The 16,661-nt window shown below is 69.9% G+C and carries 18 protein-coding genes and 1 pseudogene; 11 read left to right on the forward strand and 8 right to left on the reverse strand.

The genetic code is table 11. The features are described 5' to 3' along the window. The first annotated feature begins 366 nt into the window (after positions 1-366). The 4 genes and pseudogenes from IE260_RS21145 (at position 367) to IE260_RS21155 (ending at position 3,261) form a co-directional block, all read left to right on the forward strand. Positions 367-690 (forward strand): hypothetical protein, encoded by a 324-nt coding sequence (locus IE260_RS21145; protein ID WP_229880982.1) that lies wholly within the window; start codon positions 367-369, stop codon positions 688-690. A gap of 665 nt (positions 691-1,355) precedes the next feature. Continuing rightward, the gene (locus IE260_RS21150; protein ID WP_189874180.1) at positions 1,356-1,889 is read left to right on the forward strand and encodes a CbrC family protein; all 534 of its coding nucleotides are present in this window, start codon (positions 1,356-1,358) and stop codon (positions 1,887-1,889) included. A gap of 77 nt (positions 1,890-1,966) precedes the next feature. After that, positions 1,967-2,051 (forward strand): annotated as a pseudogene (locus tag IE260_RS41740) (IS21-like element helper ATPase IstB); the annotation flags it as partial. Positions 2,052-2,916: 865 nt separating this feature from the next. Continuing rightward, positions 2,917-3,261, forward strand: coding sequence for a MerR family transcriptional regulator (locus IE260_RS21155; protein WP_189874182.1), 345 nt, complete (start codon positions 2,917-2,919; stop codon positions 3,259-3,261). Between the two features lie 294 nt (positions 3,262-3,555). On the opposite strand, the gene eno is transcribed toward IE260_RS21155, so the two are convergent. Beyond that, complete coding sequence (gene eno / locus IE260_RS21160; RefSeq protein ID WP_189874184.1) at positions 3,556-4,863, reverse strand: phosphopyruvate hydratase; 1,308 nt, start codon at positions 4,861-4,863, stop codon at positions 3,556-3,558. Between the two features lie 161 nt (positions 4,864-5,024). Between eno and IE260_RS21165 the strand changes: the two genes are divergently transcribed. The 3 genes from IE260_RS21165 (at position 5,025) to IE260_RS21175 (ending at position 7,006) form a co-directional block, all read left to right on the forward strand. Continuing rightward, positions 5,025-5,450 carry a MarR family winged helix-turn-helix transcriptional regulator gene (locus tag IE260_RS21165; protein ID WP_189874186.1) on the forward strand — a complete coding sequence of 142 codons (426 nt, stop codon included), beginning with the start codon at positions 5,025-5,027 and terminating at the stop codon, positions 5,448-5,450. Positions 5,451-5,870: 420 nt separating this feature from the next. After that, positions 5,871-6,302 (forward strand): NAD(P)H-dependent oxidoreductase, encoded by a 432-nt coding sequence (locus tag IE260_RS21170; RefSeq protein ID WP_229880986.1) that lies wholly within the window; start codon positions 5,871-5,873, stop codon positions 6,300-6,302. Then, positions 6,287-7,006 (forward strand): leucine-rich repeat domain-containing protein, encoded by a 720-nt coding sequence (locus IE260_RS21175; protein WP_189874188.1) that lies wholly within the window; start codon positions 6,287-6,289, stop codon positions 7,004-7,006. The genes IE260_RS21170 and IE260_RS21175 overlap by 16 nt, the downstream gene beginning before the upstream one ends. A 220-nt stretch (positions 7,007-7,226) precedes the next feature. On the opposite strand, the gene IE260_RS21180 is transcribed toward IE260_RS21175, so the two are convergent. Further along, on the reverse strand, positions 7,227-7,919 hold the full coding sequence (locus IE260_RS21180) for a maleylpyruvate isomerase family mycothiol-dependent enzyme (RefSeq protein ID WP_189874190.1): 693 nt from the start codon (positions 7,917-7,919) through the stop codon (positions 7,227-7,229). Between the two features lie 128 nt (positions 7,920-8,047). Between IE260_RS21180 and IE260_RS21185 the strand changes: the two genes are divergently transcribed. Both IE260_RS21185 and IE260_RS21190 read left to right on the forward strand, forming a co-directional pair. Beyond that, positions 8,048-8,743: an SGNH/GDSL hydrolase family protein gene (locus IE260_RS21185; protein WP_229880988.1), complete on the forward strand. Its 696-nt coding sequence runs from the start codon at positions 8,048-8,050 to the stop codon at positions 8,741-8,743. Positions 8,744-8,794: 51 nt separating this feature from the next. Further along, positions 8,795-9,106, forward strand: a complete 312-nt coding sequence (locus tag IE260_RS21190; RefSeq protein ID WP_229880990.1) for a hypothetical protein — start codon at positions 8,795-8,797, stop codon at positions 9,104-9,106. A 77-nt stretch (positions 9,107-9,183) separates the two neighbouring features. Here the strand turns inward: IE260_RS21190 and IE260_RS21195 are convergent, their stop codons facing one another. Beyond that, positions 9,184-9,786: a TetR/AcrR family transcriptional regulator gene (locus IE260_RS21195; RefSeq protein ID WP_189874192.1), complete on the reverse strand. Its 603-nt coding sequence runs from the start codon at positions 9,784-9,786 to the stop codon at positions 9,184-9,186. Between the two features lie 151 nt (positions 9,787-9,937). After that, positions 9,938-10,390, reverse strand: coding sequence for a winged helix-turn-helix transcriptional regulator (locus IE260_RS21200; RefSeq protein WP_189874194.1), 453 nt, complete (start codon positions 10,388-10,390; stop codon positions 9,938-9,940). A gap of 95 nt (positions 10,391-10,485) precedes the next feature. On the opposite strand from IE260_RS21200, the gene IE260_RS21205 reads away from it, so the two are divergent. Next, positions 10,486-11,745 carry an MFS transporter gene (locus IE260_RS21205; RefSeq protein ID WP_373303375.1) on the forward strand — a complete coding sequence of 420 codons (1,260 nt, stop codon included), beginning with the start codon at positions 10,486-10,488 and terminating at the stop codon, positions 11,743-11,745. A 13-nt stretch (positions 11,746-11,758) separates the two neighbouring features. On the opposite strand, the gene IE260_RS21210 is transcribed toward IE260_RS21205, so the two are convergent. Beyond that, positions 11,759-12,349, reverse strand: a complete 591-nt coding sequence (locus tag IE260_RS21210; protein WP_189874196.1) for a TetR/AcrR family transcriptional regulator — start codon at positions 12,347-12,349, stop codon at positions 11,759-11,761. An 85-nt stretch (positions 12,350-12,434) separates the two neighbouring features. On the opposite strand from IE260_RS21210, the gene IE260_RS21215 reads away from it, so the two are divergent. Beyond that, the gene (locus tag IE260_RS21215; RefSeq protein WP_189874198.1) at positions 12,435-13,592 is read left to right on the forward strand and encodes an FAD-dependent monooxygenase; all 1,158 of its coding nucleotides are present in this window, start codon (positions 12,435-12,437) and stop codon (positions 13,590-13,592) included. A 445-nt stretch (positions 13,593-14,037) separates the two neighbouring features. Here the strand turns inward: IE260_RS21215 and IE260_RS21220 are convergent, their stop codons facing one another. The 3 genes from IE260_RS21220 to IE260_RS21230 form a co-directional block, all read right to left on the reverse strand. Further along, on the reverse strand, positions 14,038-14,571 hold the full coding sequence (locus tag IE260_RS21220) for an SMI1/KNR4 family protein (protein ID WP_189874200.1): 534 nt from the start codon (positions 14,569-14,571) through the stop codon (positions 14,038-14,040). 318 nt (positions 14,572-14,889) lie between these two features. Then, positions 14,890-15,507 carry a cysteine hydrolase family protein gene (locus IE260_RS21225; RefSeq protein WP_189874202.1) on the reverse strand — a complete coding sequence of 206 codons (618 nt, stop codon included), beginning with the start codon at positions 15,505-15,507 and terminating at the stop codon, positions 14,890-14,892. Between the two features lie 91 nt (positions 15,508-15,598). Next, entirely contained in the window at positions 15,599-16,591 is a 993-nt protein-coding gene (locus tag IE260_RS21230; RefSeq protein ID WP_189874204.1) for a GlxA family transcriptional regulator, read from the reverse strand. Positions 16,592-16,661 lie beyond the last annotated feature (70 nt).

Consider the following 16,661-nt stretch of genomic DNA (forward strand, 5'->3'; position numbering starts at 1 on the left):
AGGCCGGAGTCCACCTCGCCGCACTCATCCTCTGGCTCCGCGAACCCAACCAAGATCCTTTGTCAGACAGGACCTAGCCCGGCAACGATCCTGACGGCGCCCCAGCGCTGTACCGGTAGTGAAAGACAAGGACCCGATCCTGACGGTACGTTCGGCGCCGGGCTGCCTGGACAGCAGCGATACCGGATTGCCGAGCGGTCCCCGGCGGGGACGACTAGAGCATGTCTCCTTGGAACGGAAATCTGGCGACCCGAGGGGACCGACTATGGTCGCCGGGGAGGTACCGTGTCCTGGCCATCTGTGATCATCCTTGTCCCCGCGGAGCGACGCCCGTCGCTTGAAGGGTGCATCCGTTCCCTTGAGCTCGTGCCGGATCCCGTGACGGGCGACGAAAGGCTGCACCGGCACGGGTACTCGTACTACATCGACCTCTCGGGCGGGATCCTGGCGGACTACGAGCCGGAGGAGCTCGGCCAGGTGAGGACCCGGATCGGTGAACCGTACGCGGTCTATGTGTCGTGCCAGTCCATGGACGCTGCCCGGGCCTTCCTCCGCAAGGTCCTGCCTGGTGTGGATGGTCTTGTCGACACCAACCACCACGAGATCCTGCAGGCGAGCGAGTTCCTCACGCTGCTGGACCGATACCCCGGTTGGGACTGGCGTCGCCAACCAAGCACAGACCTCCAGTAGACCGGCTCACGTCGGAGTACTGTCACCAGGGTACGGGGCGTCTGCACTGCTTGATCACTGTTGCCGCGTCGACGTTGTGGCGGTCTCGCCGCACACGCCAGCCGGTGCTGCGTCTTGGAGCAGCTGCGACGCGTGGCGCAGGAGCGAAAGGCCGAACGGGAGGCCCGCTACCCTGTGTGCGCCGACTGCGGCACCCCGTTCACCGACGAGCGGTAGAAGGCCGTTGAGCCCGCCGGGTGGGACGCCCCACGGGAGACCCACCTGCACCTGTCCGATGACTGCAAGCAGCAGGCCATCACCGCCGAACGCCATGCCGAGCACGCCGAGTACGGGCACCAGGAGCAGGGCCAGGCCCTGCCCGAGCAGAAGCCCGGAGGCACCTGGCTCTCGCCCTTCCGCAGCTGACGCGACCAGACCCGGACGGCAGTGGCGGCCGCAAGACTGAGCGGACGGACCGTGATGACGAGCAGCTGCTGCGCCGCCGAGTCTACGGTGCCGATCACGAGCACCGGGGCCCCCGGCCGGACCGGCGTGAACAAGCTGTCTCAGTTGGCTGGGCCAGTAGGAGTCCGACGTCGCTGCTTGATCAGGGGGATCCACGCAGACAGACTGCTCTCCATGAGATCGGTGGGCATGGCCACCAAGGCGCGGATCGGGAAGCGGCGATGAGTGCCAGCCTGCCCTTCTTTCGTTATCACCCAGACCCCCTCGCCAGCGGGTCCATCCGCCCGGCCGCCGAGACATGCGCCTGCTGCGAGCGCAGCAGAGGCTGGATCTACACGGCATCCTTCTACACCGCCCACGACGTCAGCGGACGTTTCTGCCCATGGTGCATCGCAGATGGGAGCGCGGCTGAACGTTTCGCCGGTGAATTCACCGACTCATACGGACTCGACGGTGTCAGCGAGGACGTCTTGCGTGAGGTTACCCACCGCACCCCCGGCTTCCACGCCTGGCAGGACTCGCACTGGCTCGTCCACTGCCAGGACGCGGCCGCCTTCGTGGGCGAAGTCGGATACACCGAGCTGACGGCACATCCCGAAGCACTCGACCAGCTGCGGACCGACATGCGCCTCGACGGCTGGCACGACGAAAACCGACTTGAGCACTTCCTGACCCACCTGGGCGAGGGGGCAACCGCCATGCTCTTCCGCTGCACCGTCTGCGGCGCCCACCTCGCCTACGCCGACGCATCCTGAAGACGGTCTGCTTTGATGAGTCTGCGGTAACAGATGAGGGTGCAAGCGATGTGCTCGGCTTTGCGTTCGTAGCGCCGGAGAGGAACAGCGTCGCCATTCGCCTCCAACGAGTCGTTCGGCGGCTGGACCAAGACCATCACCGACCCCAGGCTCTGCGCGGCCGCCAGCCGCGATGTTGCGCAGCGGGGAGTGGCCCCGGAGGCGGGATCGACCGTGCCGTCGTGGAGACAGCCGCGCAGGCCCACATGCTTTGAGGAACTGCCACTGCCGTGTTCGATGCAGGCAGGGGTCGACGCGGCGCATGCACCGACGGCAGGCGCCGCGCTCCAGGACAGTGGACGGAGATCTCACCCCTCACACCGGAAGGGACGAACCGGACGGGCGAGGAGGGACCTGGTCCCTGCGGCCACCGTGGTCGGTCCGACCATGGAGCCCGGCCATGGCCTTGCCCAGGTCCCCGCCGGGCCATGGACATCCGCGTTCCCCCTTGGCAGCCACCTACCGACCGCCGTCAGACGGCGGACAAGGGCTGCCCCGGCGCGCTGTCCAACCCTTGACATCGGGTGTAGCTGTGCCAGAAGCCTTGCCATGTAGATCCCGAAAAATCTTCTGTGGCGGTAATAGATATTTCCGCATTGCAGGGCTACTGTTTCTGTTGTACACAGGAAGTCGAAGAGGGCGCGGCAGAGACGAACTGCCGCGCATGCACGTCAAGTAGGACGCGGCCTCGCAGAGGCCGCGAGCAGTACCCGCGGTTCCAGCAGTACAACCGAGTAACCGAAGGTAAGGAGCAGACGCCATCAGGATCGCCCGGGCGAGGAAGCAGTCCGCCCGGGTACCGCAGACCCCGGATTGGAAGGTGGTCCCCGGTCACGCATCCGCGATCCCCGCAGCCCCCGCCCTCCTGGGCGAAGCGTGCGGAACAAGAAGCCGGCGCAGTCAGCCGGTAGATGGTGTTGAAAGCTCGGGGCCCGGGTGCCGGCACGGCACCCGGGCCCCCCGACGCGTCCCCTGGAAGAAGAGGTCTATGCCCCCTCGCAGTACCCGTTCCGTCGCCCCCCTCGACGACGATGACTATCCCGCCTACACCATGGGCCGGGCCGCTGAAATGCTCGGCACCACCCCCGCCTTCCTCCGCGCCCTCGGCGAACACCGCCTGATCACCCCCCTGCGCTCCGAAGGCGGCCACCGCCGCTACTCCCGCTACCAGCTGCGCATCGCCGCCCGTGCCCGGGAACTCGTCGACCAGGGCACCGCGATCGAGGCCGCGTGCCGCATCATCATCCTCGAAGATCAGCTCGAAGAAGCCCAACGCATCAACGAGCAACTGCGCACCCAGGGCGGCGAGTCACAGCCGAAGACCACGGCCTGAGTTGAACCCGGCGTGAATGAGACGACGTTGCTGCTCTCGGCGGCTCGGGGCGTCCAGCGCAGGGGTGAGGCTCGTCGGCCCGGGCTTGAGCCGATCCTCACCGAGCTCGCCGAGCGGTGGTCCGGTCTGCCCGTCCCAATGGATCAGGAGTGGACGGTCCTCGTCCGCCGTTCTCCCGTATCGTCTCGCTGACTGTGTGGTGCGGGGTACGGCCTCGCGGCCCCGCACCACACCCCCAAGGAGGCCCCCCGATCGCGCTCGGGGGCCTGTGTGGTCGCTACCTCTGTCTGCTGTTCACCCCTGGCGCAGCGCGGAGCGGCCCGCGAAGCGCGCCGAGTCGCCCAACTCCTCCTCGATCCGGATCAGCTGGTTGTACTTCGCCGTACGGTCGGAGCGGGAGAGCGAGCCGGTCTTGATCTGACCGCAGCCGGTCGCCACCGCCAGATCGGCGATGGTGGTGTCCTCCGTCTCGCCCGAGCGGTGCGACATGACGGCCGTCCAGCCCGCCCGGTGGGCCATGGCCACCGCGGCCAGTGCCTCGGTCAGGGTCCCGATCTGGTTGACCTTGACCAGGACCGAGTTGCCGACGCCGGTGCGAATGCCCTCGCGCAGCAGCGTCTCGTTGGTGCAGAACACGTCGTCGCCGGTGAGCTGACAGCGGTCGCCGACGCGGTCGGTCAGCTCGCGCCAGCCGTCCAGGTCGTTCTCCGCCATCGGGTCCTCGATGGAGACGATCGGGTAGGCGTCGATGAGCTTGGCCAGGTAGTCGGCGTGCTCGGAGGGGGAGCGGCGCACCCCCTCGCCCGTGTAGTCGTACACCCCGTCGCGGAAGAACTCCGACGAAGCCGGGTCCATGACAAGGCCGATGTCCGTGCCGGGGCGGTAGCCGGTGCGCTCGATGGCGGCCATCACGAAGTCGAGCGCCTCCTCCGCGGTACGCAGCGCGGGCGCGAAGCCACCCTCGTCGCCGACGCCCGTGGAGTGCCCGGCGGCCAGCAGGTCGCGGCGCAGGGTGTGGAAGACCTCGCTGCCCATGCGGACGGCTTCGGCGAAGGTGTCCGCGCCCACGGGCGCGATCATGAACTCCTGGAAGTCCAGCGGATTGTCGGCGTGGGCGCCGCCGTTGACGATGTTCATCATCGGCAGCGGCAGGAGGTGGGCGTCGGCGCCGCCGAGGTAGCGGTAGAGGGGCTGGCGATGGGCCGCCGCGGCGGCCTTGGCGGCGGCGAGGGAGACGCCGAGGACCGCGTTGGCGCCGAGACGGGACTTCGTGGCCGTGCCGTCGAGGGCGACCAGCGCCGCGTCGAGAGCCGCCTGGTCCGCGGCGTCCCGGCCGCGCACGGACGCCGCGATCTCTCCGTTGACGTGGGCCACCGCGCGGTCGACGCCCTTGCCGTGCCAGCGCGCGGGGTCTCCGTCGCGCAGTTCCACGGCCTCCCGGGCCCCGGTGGAGGCGCCGGAGGGGACAGCCGCGCGCCCCAGGGATCCGTCCGTCAGGACGACGTCGACCTCGACCGTGGGGTTGCCGCGGCTGTCGATGACCCGGCGGGCGGTGACGGTCCCGATGGCGGCGTCGACGGTTCCGACTGCCTTTGCGGACATGCGAGGTCCTTCCGTTGTCGTGTGCCGTGGCCCCGGCTGCGACAACGCTGGCGCTGAGCCCGACAGCGCCAAATCCTACAGCAATGCTGCGCAGTTTTGCTGTACAGCATTGCTGTACAGTCGGGTTCACGGCAATGCTGACCAGCGAGGTAGAGTGCCCTATGCCCACCTCGGAAGCCGCCGCCATCGCCGCTGAACTGCGCACCGCGATGGGCAAGCTCACCCGACGCGTCAACCAGGAGGACCGCATCCCGCTGGGTCAGGTCGCCGTGCTCGGCGCACTCGACCGCAACGGCGCCATGACCACCAGCGACCTCGCCACCGATCAGCGCGTACGCCCCCAGTCGATGGCCCGGGCGGTGGGGCTGCTCATGGAACAGAACCTGGTCACTCGCCGGGCGCACCCCACGGACGGCCGCAAGTCGCTGGTCGAGCTGTCGGACGCGGGCCGGGCCGCGCTCGAGGCGGAGCGCGGTCGCAGGGTCGGTTGGCTCGCGCAGGCCATCGAGGCCGAACTCACGGATGAGGAGCAGGCGGTGCTGGCCCGGAGCGCTGCCCTGCTGGAGCGGCTCGCCACACGCTACTGATGCGGAGAGGGGCACCCGGCGAGTGCGTTGCCCGTCGGGGACTGCCCGATGTGTGCCCCACGAGGCCCGGACCCGAGGCGACGGTGCCGCGCGCATCGACCCCGCATCGCTGATGGCCGCGCTGCACAGCCGTTCCCGGTGGAGCATCCGGGTCCACCGCTGGGACGCCGGACACGTGCTGGGCGTCGCAGGGCCGCTCGGTGCTGATGATCCATCCGGTCCGGCAAGCAGGTTGAGCAGATGTCTGCCGTGCCGGTGATTCTGTTGCTGTCGGGGAGCCTGCGAGCGGCTCCGCCAACGAGTCCGTGCCGCGTACCGCGCAGGTCGTGGCGCCATCCGTGAACGTGCGTGCCGTCGTCCACGACGGCCTGGCCGAGCTTCCGCACGTCAACCCTGACGACGACACCGACCCGTTGCCCGTTGCCCGTTGCCCGTTGCCGTGGCCGAACTGCGCGCGGGGATCGGCGAGGCGGCCGGATCCTGGTCTGTACGCCGGAGTGCGCAGGCACACTGCCGGGTTCGTTCAAGAACCTGCTCGACCGGACGGTCGGTGGAACCGAGATCTGCGACAAGCCGACCGCCTGGATCAACGCGGCCGCCCCGGGCCGCGGCGAGGGAGCGGAGGCCGCACTGCGGGCAGTACCGGACCACACCGACGCCGACATCGTGGAGTCGGCCTGTGCCAGGATCCCGGTGGACCGGAGGACGGTCGGCGAGGACGGACTCGTCACCGATCCGGAGGCCCGTCGGCGACTCGGCGAAACGCTGGGCCTGCCGGCGGCCTCCGGGGAGCGGGCCACCGTGTCCGGTCGGCATACCGAGGAAGGGATCACGCCGTGCCGTATGTGCTGAACCTGTGGCGTCAACAGCTGGGAAGGGTGCCCGGGTCGGTCTGGCAGCGCACCGAACTCCAGGTACTGATCCTCGCCGACAACGGGCTCACACACCTCCCACCCGAGATCGGGCGGCTGCACCGGCTGACCACCCTGGACCTCGGCCACAACCACCTCACCTCGGTGCCCGACGAACTCGGAGACCTGGCCGGCCTCAGCGACTTCCTCTACCTGCACGACAACGACCTGACCGAGATCCCCGACGCCTTGGGGAACCTGGCGAGGCTGCGTTACCTCAACGTCGGCGACAACGCCCTCACCGCCCTGCCCGAGGCCGTGGGACGGATGACCGGTCTGATCGAGCTCCGGGCGCAGCACAACCGACTGGCCACGCTGCCGGAGAGCATCGGCCGGCTCCGCAGCCTGCGCGAGCTCTGGCTCCGGGGCAACGCGGTCCAGTGCCTGCCGGCGTCCGTGGCCGAGCTCCGCGAACTGCGCTGTCTGGAGCTCCGGGAGAACGCCCTGGCCGAACTGCCGGAGCCGCTGGCCGAGCTGCCCCGACTGCGCCAACTCGACCTGCGAAGCAACCGCCTCACGCGACTGCCGGACTGGGTCGTCGACATGCCTGCGCTGGAGAAGCTGGACCTGCGCTGGAACACCTGCGAGCCCTCCCGGTCACTGCTGACCGAACTGGAGCGGCGAGGGTGCGTCGTCCTCCTGTAGACGGGAGAACCACAGCGCGCCTTCGCTCGGTCACCACACGGCCGCGAGCCCGTTCGCTCAACGACACCCGTCATGCACCTGGTGCGCCGGGTGCATCGAGCGGAGATCGTCCGCAAGAGCGTCGGGTTCGACGGAGGCGGTTCCGTGTCAGAGTGAGGCGTCCCTATCGATGGGTGCGCGGCGGCAGGCGTCACGCTGCGCTCCGCGCCCCGACCCACGATCAGGCAGTCAACGGGCCCTGCAGGATCCGCCGCCCAGCCTCCTTGTCGCCGTTCCAGACGAACGCCCCGCCATCGAGGGGCACCCGGCCCCACAGCATCAGCAGCAACGCCGACGCGGGCGCGGCGAGTTCGGCCACTGGTGTGCCAGGGCCGTAGTCCCAGCTGGCGCCGGTGTCCGTGGCGGTCAAGCGCAGAGCTAGCTCAGGCGGCCGGGCGCGTCCACGGGCGATCTGGCGCGGCGCCATCGTGTCGAAGACCTCGGCCACCCCCTCGCCGGCGAGTTCCGCGTCGAGCGGTCGCGGGGTGCCCACCGCGAATTCGGCGTCCCAGCGGTGGACGAGCGCTTCCAGGCACCGGCGCCGCTGCCAGAAACCGACGGTGTGCGGCGGGTGGAACGTCCATGCGGGAGTGGCCGGATCGGTGTCGAGTGCCTCGTACAGTTTCCGCGACGCGTCGTCGAACCACCGCAGCAGGGCGGCGCGCTCGCCTGGTGCGGCCGGAGGTTCGTAGTCACCGCGCCTGTCGGTGACTGCGGCGGCCGCCCAGAGGTTCGAGCCGCCCAAGTGACGTGCGAGATCCAGCAGGGTCCAGTCGCCGCAGTGCACGACGGGGGTGGTCAGGCAGCCGTCGAGACACTCCCGGAAGGCATCCAACTCGCTGCGCAGGTGGCGGAGAAGCGAAGAGGGTTCCATGCGGCGAACCTAACCGATTGCTGCGAGCGGCCCACCGGACGTTCTGCCTGTGCCGCCGAGGCCCGCGTCGGCCTGCGCGCGGCCGAGGGCGGCTCGAACGGCCCTTGAGAAAGCATACGTCCGACTGTATGTTCTTCTTCATGGAGCAACCCGTATTCACTGAGGCCACCGACCCGTTCTGCCTGAACCAGGCGGATGCCGTGGCGTTGCTGACCGGTGCCCCGTGGGGCAGGTATGCCGTTGTCGGAGACAGCCTTTCGGCGGGAACCGGAGATCCCACCCCGGGCTACCAGGACCAGGGCTGGTCGGACCGGGTTGCCGGTGTCCTGCGGTCGGTCCGGCCGGATCTGGAGTACCTCAATGTCTCCGAGACCGGGGCGACGACCGCCCAGACGCTCGAGAACCAGGCCGCACGCATGGTCGAGTTCTCCCCGGACCTGCTCCACCTGCCCTGCGGGGCCAACGACATCGTGCGGCGCAGGCCGGACTTCGCTGAGATAGAGCGAACGCTTCGGCAGATGTACGACCTGGCGAAGGAGACCGGCGCCCTGCTGACCACTTTCACGCTCGGCAGGGCGTACGTCGTCCCGGTCTTCCCTGACTGGCCGCAGCGGATCGCCGCGGTCAACGAGATCGTGCGCGGGCTGGCTTCCGAATACGGCGCCATCGTGGTGGACATGTGGGATCACCCGGTCAACGACCGCAGCGATCTGCTCAGTGAGGACCGCATCCACTTCTCGACGTCGGGTCAGGCCGTGATGGCGGCCGAGATGGTCAAGAAGCTGGCACTGAAGAGCAGAGAGGTCTCTGGTCGCGGCAAGTAGTCAGCAATCGGCCACCCGGCCATCAATGGCGGCGAAAGCTGCCGCTGTTCCGTGGAGGACGATGGCGACATCACGCCGGCGCTCAACACGGTGCCGAGCCGCGAGTTGGAGTCGGCCGGTGTCGCGTCAGGGGTGTTGTCCACCGCCCAGCAGGTTGGCGGAGCGCTGCGCGTTGCCGTCATCGGACCGGTCTTCTTCAGCTCCTTCCATCCCGCTGCGGTCGGCAGGGTTGCCGCCGCCGGCCACGCCTTCGCCGTCGCGGTCTTCGCTGTCGTCGTGGGCCTAGCCGTTCTTCTTTTGTCGAAGCGGCCGGCGACCAGGTCTGAGTGCGAGGATCACCGGCCATGGCCGGAGTGCGGCTGAAGCGGACCCAAGTGTCCTGACGTGAGGATGCGGTGCGGACCGAGGCCCGCCCGCATCCTCATGTCGGGGCCGGGCCATTACGGGGCGGTCAGCAGACCCTCGACTATGCGGCGGACCTTGCCCACCGCACTGTCGTCCCCGAGCCGTAGAGCCGTGTTGGCGGCGCACAGCAGCGCATCGATCTGGAAGACCGCGAGTTCGACGTCCAGGTCCGCGATCTCACCGACCTCGATGGCGTGCCGCAGTTCGCCGGCGATGACGTCGAGCCACTCCTGCTGGTCGCGGAAGAGCGCGTCATGGACGGGCCCGGTCCTGCTGTCGAACTCCGCGAGGTTCGCGACTCGGAAGCAACCACCCGCGAACAGCGGCGTCGAGGCGTAGACGACCCACCCGTCGAGCAGCGCGCGCAGACGTGCGACACCGCGCGGCGCGGACCCGGCCGGCCGGACGACGTGGTCGACGAACATCTCGCGGGCGAAGTCGACGACCGCCAGCTGCAGCGCTTCCTTCGTCTTGAAGAGCGTCTGGATGCCCGCCTTGCTGTGCCCGGTGTCCGTGGCCAGACGGCCGAAACTGACACCTTCGAGGCCCTCGAGCGAGGCGATGTCGACCGCCCGTTCCAGCACGGCCTTCCGGGTCCGGGCGCCGCGCAGGAGGCGTTTGTCGGTGACATCTGCCATGGCACTACCCATACGGCCGATCGTATCCCAGGTCGCCGGGCCCGGTCGGTGAGCAGGTGCGGGACCGGAGCAATGAAGGCTGCCCAGGCCCCTCACCCGGCCTCGGAACCGGCGGCAGAGCGGCGTGCCGGCACCAGGGCCCCGACTCGGATCACCGGGCGGAGACCTTGTGGACGGTGGTGTCGTCGGGGTCCAGCCGTCGCCCGTCCGCGGACAGCACTTCCAGTGTGCGGAGGGGATGTCCCTGTCGGCGGTCGACCAACTGTGAGTGCGGTTCGCCGGGGGCGAAGAAGTTCTGTTCGCCCCACTGCCGCAGTGCCACGATGACGGGGAAGAGCGCCTTGCCCTTCGGAGTCAGTACGTACTCGCGGTAGGCGCTGCCGTCCGAGGCGGGGACGGATTCCAGGACTCCGCCGGCGACAAGGGTGCGCAGACGCGCGGTGAGGATGTTCTTCGCCACGCCGAGGCTGCGCTGGAACTCCCCGAAGCGCCGACTTCCGTCGAAGGCGTCCCGCACGATCAGCAGGGACCACCAATCGCCGATCGCGTCCACCGACCGGGCGACGGGACATTCACTGTCGTCGAAGCGCGTCCTGGTGACCATGGCGTTCCTCACTCTCACGTTGGTTGCAACATGCTACCAAGGAGGTTATCGTCGCCGATGGTAGCAACATGAAACCAGAATGCGGGGGAGTGCTGATGACCGGCAACGGTGAGGCTGTGACACGACGGGCCGAGGTCCGAAGCGGGGACGGCCCCGCGTTCGTCCTGTCCCGTGGCGTCGTCATCCTGTTCGCCGTCGCCTGTGGGGCCGCGGTGGCCAACGTCTACTTCTCCCAGCCGCTCCTGGTGACCATGGGCCACGACCTCGCCATGAGCCCGGCACTCGTCGGCAGCGTGGTCACCCTCACGCATGTCGGGTACGGGCTGGGACTCTTCTTCCTCGTGCCGCTGGGCGACGTGGCCGACCGCAGACGGCTCATCGTGGTCCAGTTGCTGCTCCTGGTGGTGGCCCTGACCGCAGTGGCAGCCGCCCGCACGGCGGCGATCCTGCTCGCGGGCATGGCCGTGACCGGGCTTCTCGCGGTCGTCACGCAGACGTTGGTGGCCTTCGCTGCATCGCTGGCCCCTCCCGCCGGGCGTGGACGGGTCGTCGGTCTGGTCACCAGCGGCGTGGTCATCGGAATTCTGCTCGCCCGCACCGCATCCGGTCTCATGGCCGACCTCGCCGGCTGGCGCTCCGTCTACCTCGCCTCGGCGTCGCTCACCGCTCTGCTCGCCCTGGTCCTGTACCGAGTGCTGCCGCGCCACAGTGGCGCTCCGCCGACAACCCTGCGCTACAGAGAGCTCCTGCGCTCCACGATCTCCCTGTTCGCGCGGGAACGGCTGCTGCGGCTGCGGGCCGTGTTCGGTCTGCTGATCTTCGCTGCCTTCAGCACCCTGTGGAGCAGCGTCGCGCTGCCGCTCAGCGAGGCCCCGTACTCCCTGTCCCACGGCGCGATCGGGGCGCTGGGGCTGATCGGTGTCGCCGGCGCTCTGGCCGCGACGGTGGCGGGCCGCCTGAACGACCGCGGACTCTCCCGGCGGACCACCGGCATCGCCCTGGCGCTGCTCGCCGTCTCGTGGCTGCCGTTGGCCTTCACCCGCAGCTCGCTCTGGGTCCTGTTCCTCGGGGTGATCCTTCTCGACCTCGCCGTGCAGGCGGTCCACGTAACCAACCAGACCCTGATCTACGCGCTGCACCCGGACGCGGGCAGCCGGCTGATCGGCGGATACATGGTCTTCTACTCGATCGGCAGCGCCACCGGCGCCATCGCCGCGACCTCCCTGTACGCGGTGGCCGGCTGGGGCGCCGTGTGCGCCCTGGGTGCCGCGTTCAGCTGCCTCGGGTTCGTGCTGTGGGCGTTCACACGACACAACACCCCGGACCCCGCCACCAAGACCGTGGTGTCGTCATGACTTTCCCGCTCCGTCAAGGGGCTCGCGTTCCTTCCCCAGGGGCGGGCTGACGGAGCGCTGCCGCCACCAGTCCGTGGATCTCCCGGTCCGAGACCGTTCCGCCGGCCACCAGACGGTCGAAGACCAATCCGTCCACGCAGGTCAGCAGTGTGACTGTTCGGTCGTCGGCGTCCATCACGCCTTGCGCGGCCAGGAAGTCGCGTACCACTTGGCGTCCCGCGTTCTCGCGCGCCACGAGGATCTCCCGCAGTTCGGGGTGGTGCACACTCTCGAGGGCGCAGGCGTAGCGCGCGAGGGAGCGTCGCCGTCCCTCCCCCGTGAGCCGTAGCTCGATGAAGGCGGCGATCGCGGTGGTCAGTTCTTCGACGCTGTGCGGCACCGATGTCCGCTCCCCGATGGCCTGCAGCTCCGCCTGGTCGAGTGCGACCAGCCGCCTCACCAGTGCGGTGAGCAGTGCCTGACGGGTGCGGTAGTAGGCGGAGGTGGTGCCGGGCGGAAGGTTCGCTGCCCGGTCCACCGCGCGATGGGTCAGCCCTCGGATCCCCGTAGCGGCGAGCACGTCGATGGCCGCATCGGCGAGGAGGGTGCGTCGGTCGGTGGGCATGCCCCTTTTCTACACCTGTAGAGACGCGGGGGTACACTCCTTCTACATCTGTAGAAGGTCGGCGGGATGGACAAGGGGGCCCGGCATGGGCGGCACTGCGGTGGTGATCGGTGGGGGTATCGGTGGGCTGGCCGCAGCGATCGGGCTGCGGTCGGTCGGCTGGGAAGTGACAGTCGTCGAACGCGCCCCGGTTCTCGGTGATGCGGGCGCGGGTATTTCCCTGCACGCCAACGGCATTCGGGCCCTGGACGTCCTCGGCGTCGGAGAAGCGGTGCGCGCGGCCGCGCGCCCCCAGTACACCGGGGGCACCCGGGTCCCCGGCGGCGGCTGGCTGGCCCGGATGGACGGGGCCGTGCTGGAGCGTGAGCTGGGGATGCCGATCGTCGGCATCCCCCGGGCCGCGCTGCACCGGCTGCTGCGTGCGGCGCTGCCGCCCGAGAGCCTGGTCGTCCGCGCCGAGGCGACCTCCGTCGACCGCTCCGACCCCAGCCGGGTGCGGGTGTCGACAGGGGACGGCGTCCTCGAGGCGGATCTGGTCGTGGCGGCCGACGGAGTGCGCAGTCGCCTGCGCGCCCAGCTGTTCCCACACCACCCCGGCCCCGTCTACAGCGGGTCGACCGTCCTGCGCGCCATCACCCGGCGCCCGGTCGAGCTGGACACGGATTTCGAACTGACCTGGGGCGGGGGAGCGGAGTTCGGGCACATAGCGTTCACCGACGGCCGGGCGGAGTGGCACGCGGTGCTCAACTCGCCGCCCGGCGTACGCCATACGGACGCCCTGGCCGAGATGCGCCACCGCTTCGGTGAGTGGCACGACCCGATCCCCACCCTGCTGGACGCGACCTGCCCCGACGCCGTGCTGCACCATGACATCCACGAACTGGCCGCGCCCCTGCCCGCCTTCACCGCGGGCCGCGTCGTCCTGCTCGGTGACGCGGCGCACGCCATGACCCCGAACCTCGGCCAGGGCGCCTGCCAGGCCCTGGAAGACGCAGCCGTACTGGCCGCCGCGCTCGCCACCGAGCCCACCCTCGAATCCGCACTGGCCCGTTACGACACCGAGCGCCGCCCCCGCAGCCAGTCCGTCGCACGCGCCGCCCGCCAGGCCGGCCGCATGGGCCAGCAGCTCAGGAACCCCCTGGCTGTCACTCTGCGCAACACCGCACTCCGGCTGGCTCCCTCCCGCGCGACCGTCCGCGCCATCCTGCGGCACGCCGACTGGACACCGCCGACCCTGCGTTGACGGCACCGGAGCCGCGCCTGGCGCCGCGAGCCCAGTCGTCCATCATCGCCGGCCCGGGTTGTCGGTGGGCAGGAACGTCTCGAAGAGGGACTCGTACTCATCACCCGACTCGGTGACGATCACGTGGCCCGGTCCGGTGCTGGCCACTGCGTTCCGTAGCCGGGCGACGAGTCCGGGCACCGACACCCGGCGCAGTGACAGAGCCGTGGCGACGCGGGCCCGGTGCCCGGACCTTGACAGGGGCCGATGACACGGCCCCGGTTCCGGATCCGGTTCACCTGACGGGAGATCCTCGACCACCTCACGCAGCACATGCGCGCCCGCATCTTCTAGCCGTCCCCTCCAGAGCGGCGGCTCGCACACAGCGCGCCACGATTGCAGGTCGCCGCGAGCAGCGCCCAGGGTGTCCCTTCAGGTCCACGAACGTGGGACGGCCGGCCGCCCGTCAGAGCGGCCGGCCGGAGCCGGGCTTGAACCTCGTACCGAGGTCGTACTGCGCGATCCCGAAAGGTTGAAAAGCGGGATCGGCAAGGACGCGGTAGAGGAACTCGGAGGTGGACATGTCGTACCGGTGCCATGCGCCGCCATCGGACCGCGCAAGGACGGGGTGATCGCCCGGCCGCTCGGCGTCGATCAGCCAGCAGTACTCGTCGGCCCATTCGGTGGCGCCCCACTCGAGCAGCCCCTTGCCGCCCGGCGCGTAGATCGCACAGGGATCGACGGCGGAGACGTCTCCGAGTGTGCTGTCCTGGTCGACCGACAGGGAGACCCGCCACTGTGTCAGGAAGTCGAACGAGTCGCCCTCGTCGCGCGCGAGGAAGTAGACGGAATCACTGAAGACGCCGCCGCCGAACGCCTCGTAGAGCTCCTTGTAGTCCGCCGGCAGCGGCACCCCCAGCTCGCCCTCGATCGCCGCCCAGTCGACGGAGAACCCGAGAGGCTCCCACCCGGTCAGTTCGATCACTCGTTGAACCCACATGCAACGATCTTTCAGCATCGGTGTTCGTACCGATGTCCCGGGCTCGTCGGTCGGCGAGGCGATCGGAGCCAGTGCCGGTCCCGCAGGATGCCCATGGGCCGCACGAGGCGAACACCCGGTGGACGGCCGTGCCCGAGTACGACAGGCCGCCGCGGCGTCTGTCATGCTGACGGCATGATCGTTCCGTTCCTCGTCGGCCTCATGGTGCCGGCGGGTGTCGCCGTCGCGGGCATCTGGATCTGCCGCGAGTTCTGGAAGGCCTGTCGGGCCAGGCAGCGCCCCTGATCGCCCGCGCGGCGCGTCCGACGGGGAGCCCGCTCAGTCGGGGAGGGCTTCGCCGGTGGGCACGACGAGGCCGAAGAGGTCGCTGATGGTGGTCAGGGCGGCGGTCTGCAGGCTCGCGGCGGGCACGACGGTGCCGTCCGGGGCGGTGAGGGTACGGGTGGCGGTGGTCTCGGCGACGACGGTGGGCCGGTAGCCGAGGTTGAAGGCACCCTGGGCGGTGAAGGTGACGCACATGTGGGTCATGAACCCGGCGAGCACGAGGTCCTTGCCGGGTCCGTGGCCCAGCTTGCGCAGCGTTGCCTCCAACTCGGTGGCGTGGAAGGCGTCGGGGAACCGCTTGACCACGACCGGTTCGCCGTCGGCCGGGGCGACCTCGTCGCTGATGGCGCCGATGTGGGCGCGTATGTCGTAGGGCGTGTTCTCGCCGCCGTCGTTGACGACGTGGATGACGGGGGCGCCCACGGCGCGGGCGCGCTCCAGCAGGCGGGCGCCGGCCGAGAGGGCCTCCTCGGCGCCGTCCAGGGCCATGACGCCGGTGCGGTAGGTGTTCTGGAAGTCGACCAGGACAAGTGCGGACTCGCTCAGCGCGGGCGGCCGGTTGTCCAGTCCGATCACGTCGCGCAGGGTCGCGGAGGGGGCATGCGTGCTCATCGGGGGCCTTTCGTCGAGGTGGTGACAGGGCATGGTGAAGTCGTCCGCTCGCGGACGTGCCGGGAGGGGACGAACCCGTGGGTGGGACAGATCAGTCGGTCTGGGTGCGGAAGCGGCGGCGGTAGGCCGCCGGGGTGGTGGCGAGCTGCCGCCTGAAGGCCCGGTGCAGGGTCTGCGCCGAACCGAGCCCGGTGGCGGCCGCCACCTGGTCGAGCGGGCAGTCGGTGGTCTCCAGCAGGCGCCGGGCCATCTCGACGCGGGCCGCCTCGACGTACGCGCCGGGAGTACGGCCCGTCTCCTGGGTGAAGACCCGGGCGAAGTGCCGTTCACTGAGACACATCCGGGCGGCCAGCGCGGCAGCGGACAGATCCGCGTCGAGGTGGTCGGCGATCCACAGCCGCAGCTCGTCGATGCTTCGGCGGCCGGCGGCGGGACGGCTGAGCGGTACCGAGAACTGGCTCTGGCCGCCCTGCCGCTTGAGATACATCACCAGTTGCCGGGCCACGGCCAGCGCCGTCTGCTCGCCCGCGTCCTCCGCCACCAGGGCCAGGGCGAGATCCAGACAGGCGCTGATCCCGGCCCCCGTCCACAACCGGCCGCGGTCGGTACGGACGAAGATCGGATCGGGGTCGACCGTGATGCCGGGGTGGTCGGCGGCGAGCTGGGCGGCCGTGGACCAGTGGGTGGTGGCCGTCTTCCCGTCCAGCAACCCCGCCGCGGCCAGCAGGTGAGCGCCCACACACACCGACGCCACCCGCCGCGCGTGCGGGGCGGTCTCCTTCACCCACGCCACGACATCGCCGTCGACGCGGGCCACGGGCCCGTCGTCGGTCATGTCGACCGCGCCCGGTACCAGCAGGGTGTCCACCTGCCCGCCGACGTCGTCGAACGCCACATCGGTGACCAGACGGACGCCGGCCGACGTCCGGACCGGGCCGGCGGTCGGCCCGGCAAGGCGGACCTGGTAGCCGGCGCGGCCCGCGGTCTCCCGGTTGGCCAGCGCGAAGACCTCGGCCGGGCCGGTGACGTCGAGGAGATCGACGTCGGGGAAGACCGCGATCACGACACGGTGCGTAAGGGGCATGGCCCCATCCTCACCGCGGCACCGGGATGGCCGCAATGACGATTCCCTGTCACATCCGGACACGGGGATC

Origin of the sequence: Streptomyces viridiviolaceus (assembly GCF_014650995.1) — a bacterium.
GTDB lineage: Bacteria > Actinomycetota > Actinomycetes > Streptomycetales > Streptomycetaceae > Streptomyces > Streptomyces viridiviolaceus.

What these genes read in the sequence shown, in the direction of transcription:
- IE260_RS21185 (WP_229880988.1), top strand. Translation starts at nt 8,048, where the DNA reads ATGTTCTTCTTCATGGAGCAACCCGTATTCACTGAGGCCACCGACCCG.
- IE260_RS21180 (WP_189874190.1), bottom strand. Translation starts at nt 7,919, where the DNA reads ATGGAACCCTCTTCGCTTCTCCGCCACCTGCGCAGCGAGTTGGATGCC.
- IE260_RS21155 (WP_189874182.1), top strand. Translation starts at nt 2,917, where the DNA reads ATGCCCCCTCGCAGTACCCGTTCCGTCGCCCCCCTCGACGACGATGAC.
- IE260_RS21225 (WP_189874202.1), bottom strand. Translation starts at nt 15,507, where the DNA reads ATGAGCACGCATGCCCCCTCCGCGACCCTGCGCGACGTGATCGGACTG.
- IE260_RS21205 (WP_373303375.1), top strand. Translation starts at nt 10,486, where the DNA reads ATGACCGGCAACGGTGAGGCTGTGACACGACGGGCCGAGGTCCGAAGC.
- IE260_RS21215 (WP_189874198.1), top strand. Translation starts at nt 12,435, where the DNA reads ATGGGCGGCACTGCGGTGGTGATCGGTGGGGGTATCGGTGGGCTGGCC.
- IE260_RS21220 (WP_189874200.1), bottom strand. Translation starts at nt 14,571, where the DNA reads ATGTGGGTTCAACGAGTGATCGAACTGACCGGGTGGGAGCCTCTCGGG.
- IE260_RS21195 (WP_189874192.1), bottom strand. Translation starts at nt 9,786, where the DNA reads ATGGCAGATGTCACCGACAAACGCCTCCTGCGCGGCGCCCGGACCCGG.
- IE260_RS21165 (WP_189874186.1), top strand. Translation starts at nt 5,025, where the DNA reads ATGCCCACCTCGGAAGCCGCCGCCATCGCCGCTGAACTGCGCACCGCG.
- eno (WP_189874184.1), bottom strand. Translation starts at nt 4,863, where the DNA reads ATGTCCGCAAAGGCAGTCGGAACCGTCGACGCCGCCATCGGGACCGTC.
- IE260_RS21150 (WP_189874180.1), top strand. Translation starts at nt 1,356, where the DNA reads ATGAGTGCCAGCCTGCCCTTCTTTCGTTATCACCCAGACCCCCTCGCC.
- IE260_RS21200 (WP_189874194.1), bottom strand. Translation starts at nt 10,390, where the DNA reads ATGGTCACCAGGACGCGCTTCGACGACAGTGAATGTCCCGTCGCCCGG.
- IE260_RS21210 (WP_189874196.1), bottom strand. Translation starts at nt 12,349, where the DNA reads ATGCCCACCGACCGACGCACCCTCCTCGCCGATGCGGCCATCGACGTG.
- IE260_RS21230 (WP_189874204.1), bottom strand. Translation starts at nt 16,591, where the DNA reads ATGCCCCTTACGCACCGTGTCGTGATCGCGGTCTTCCCCGACGTCGAT.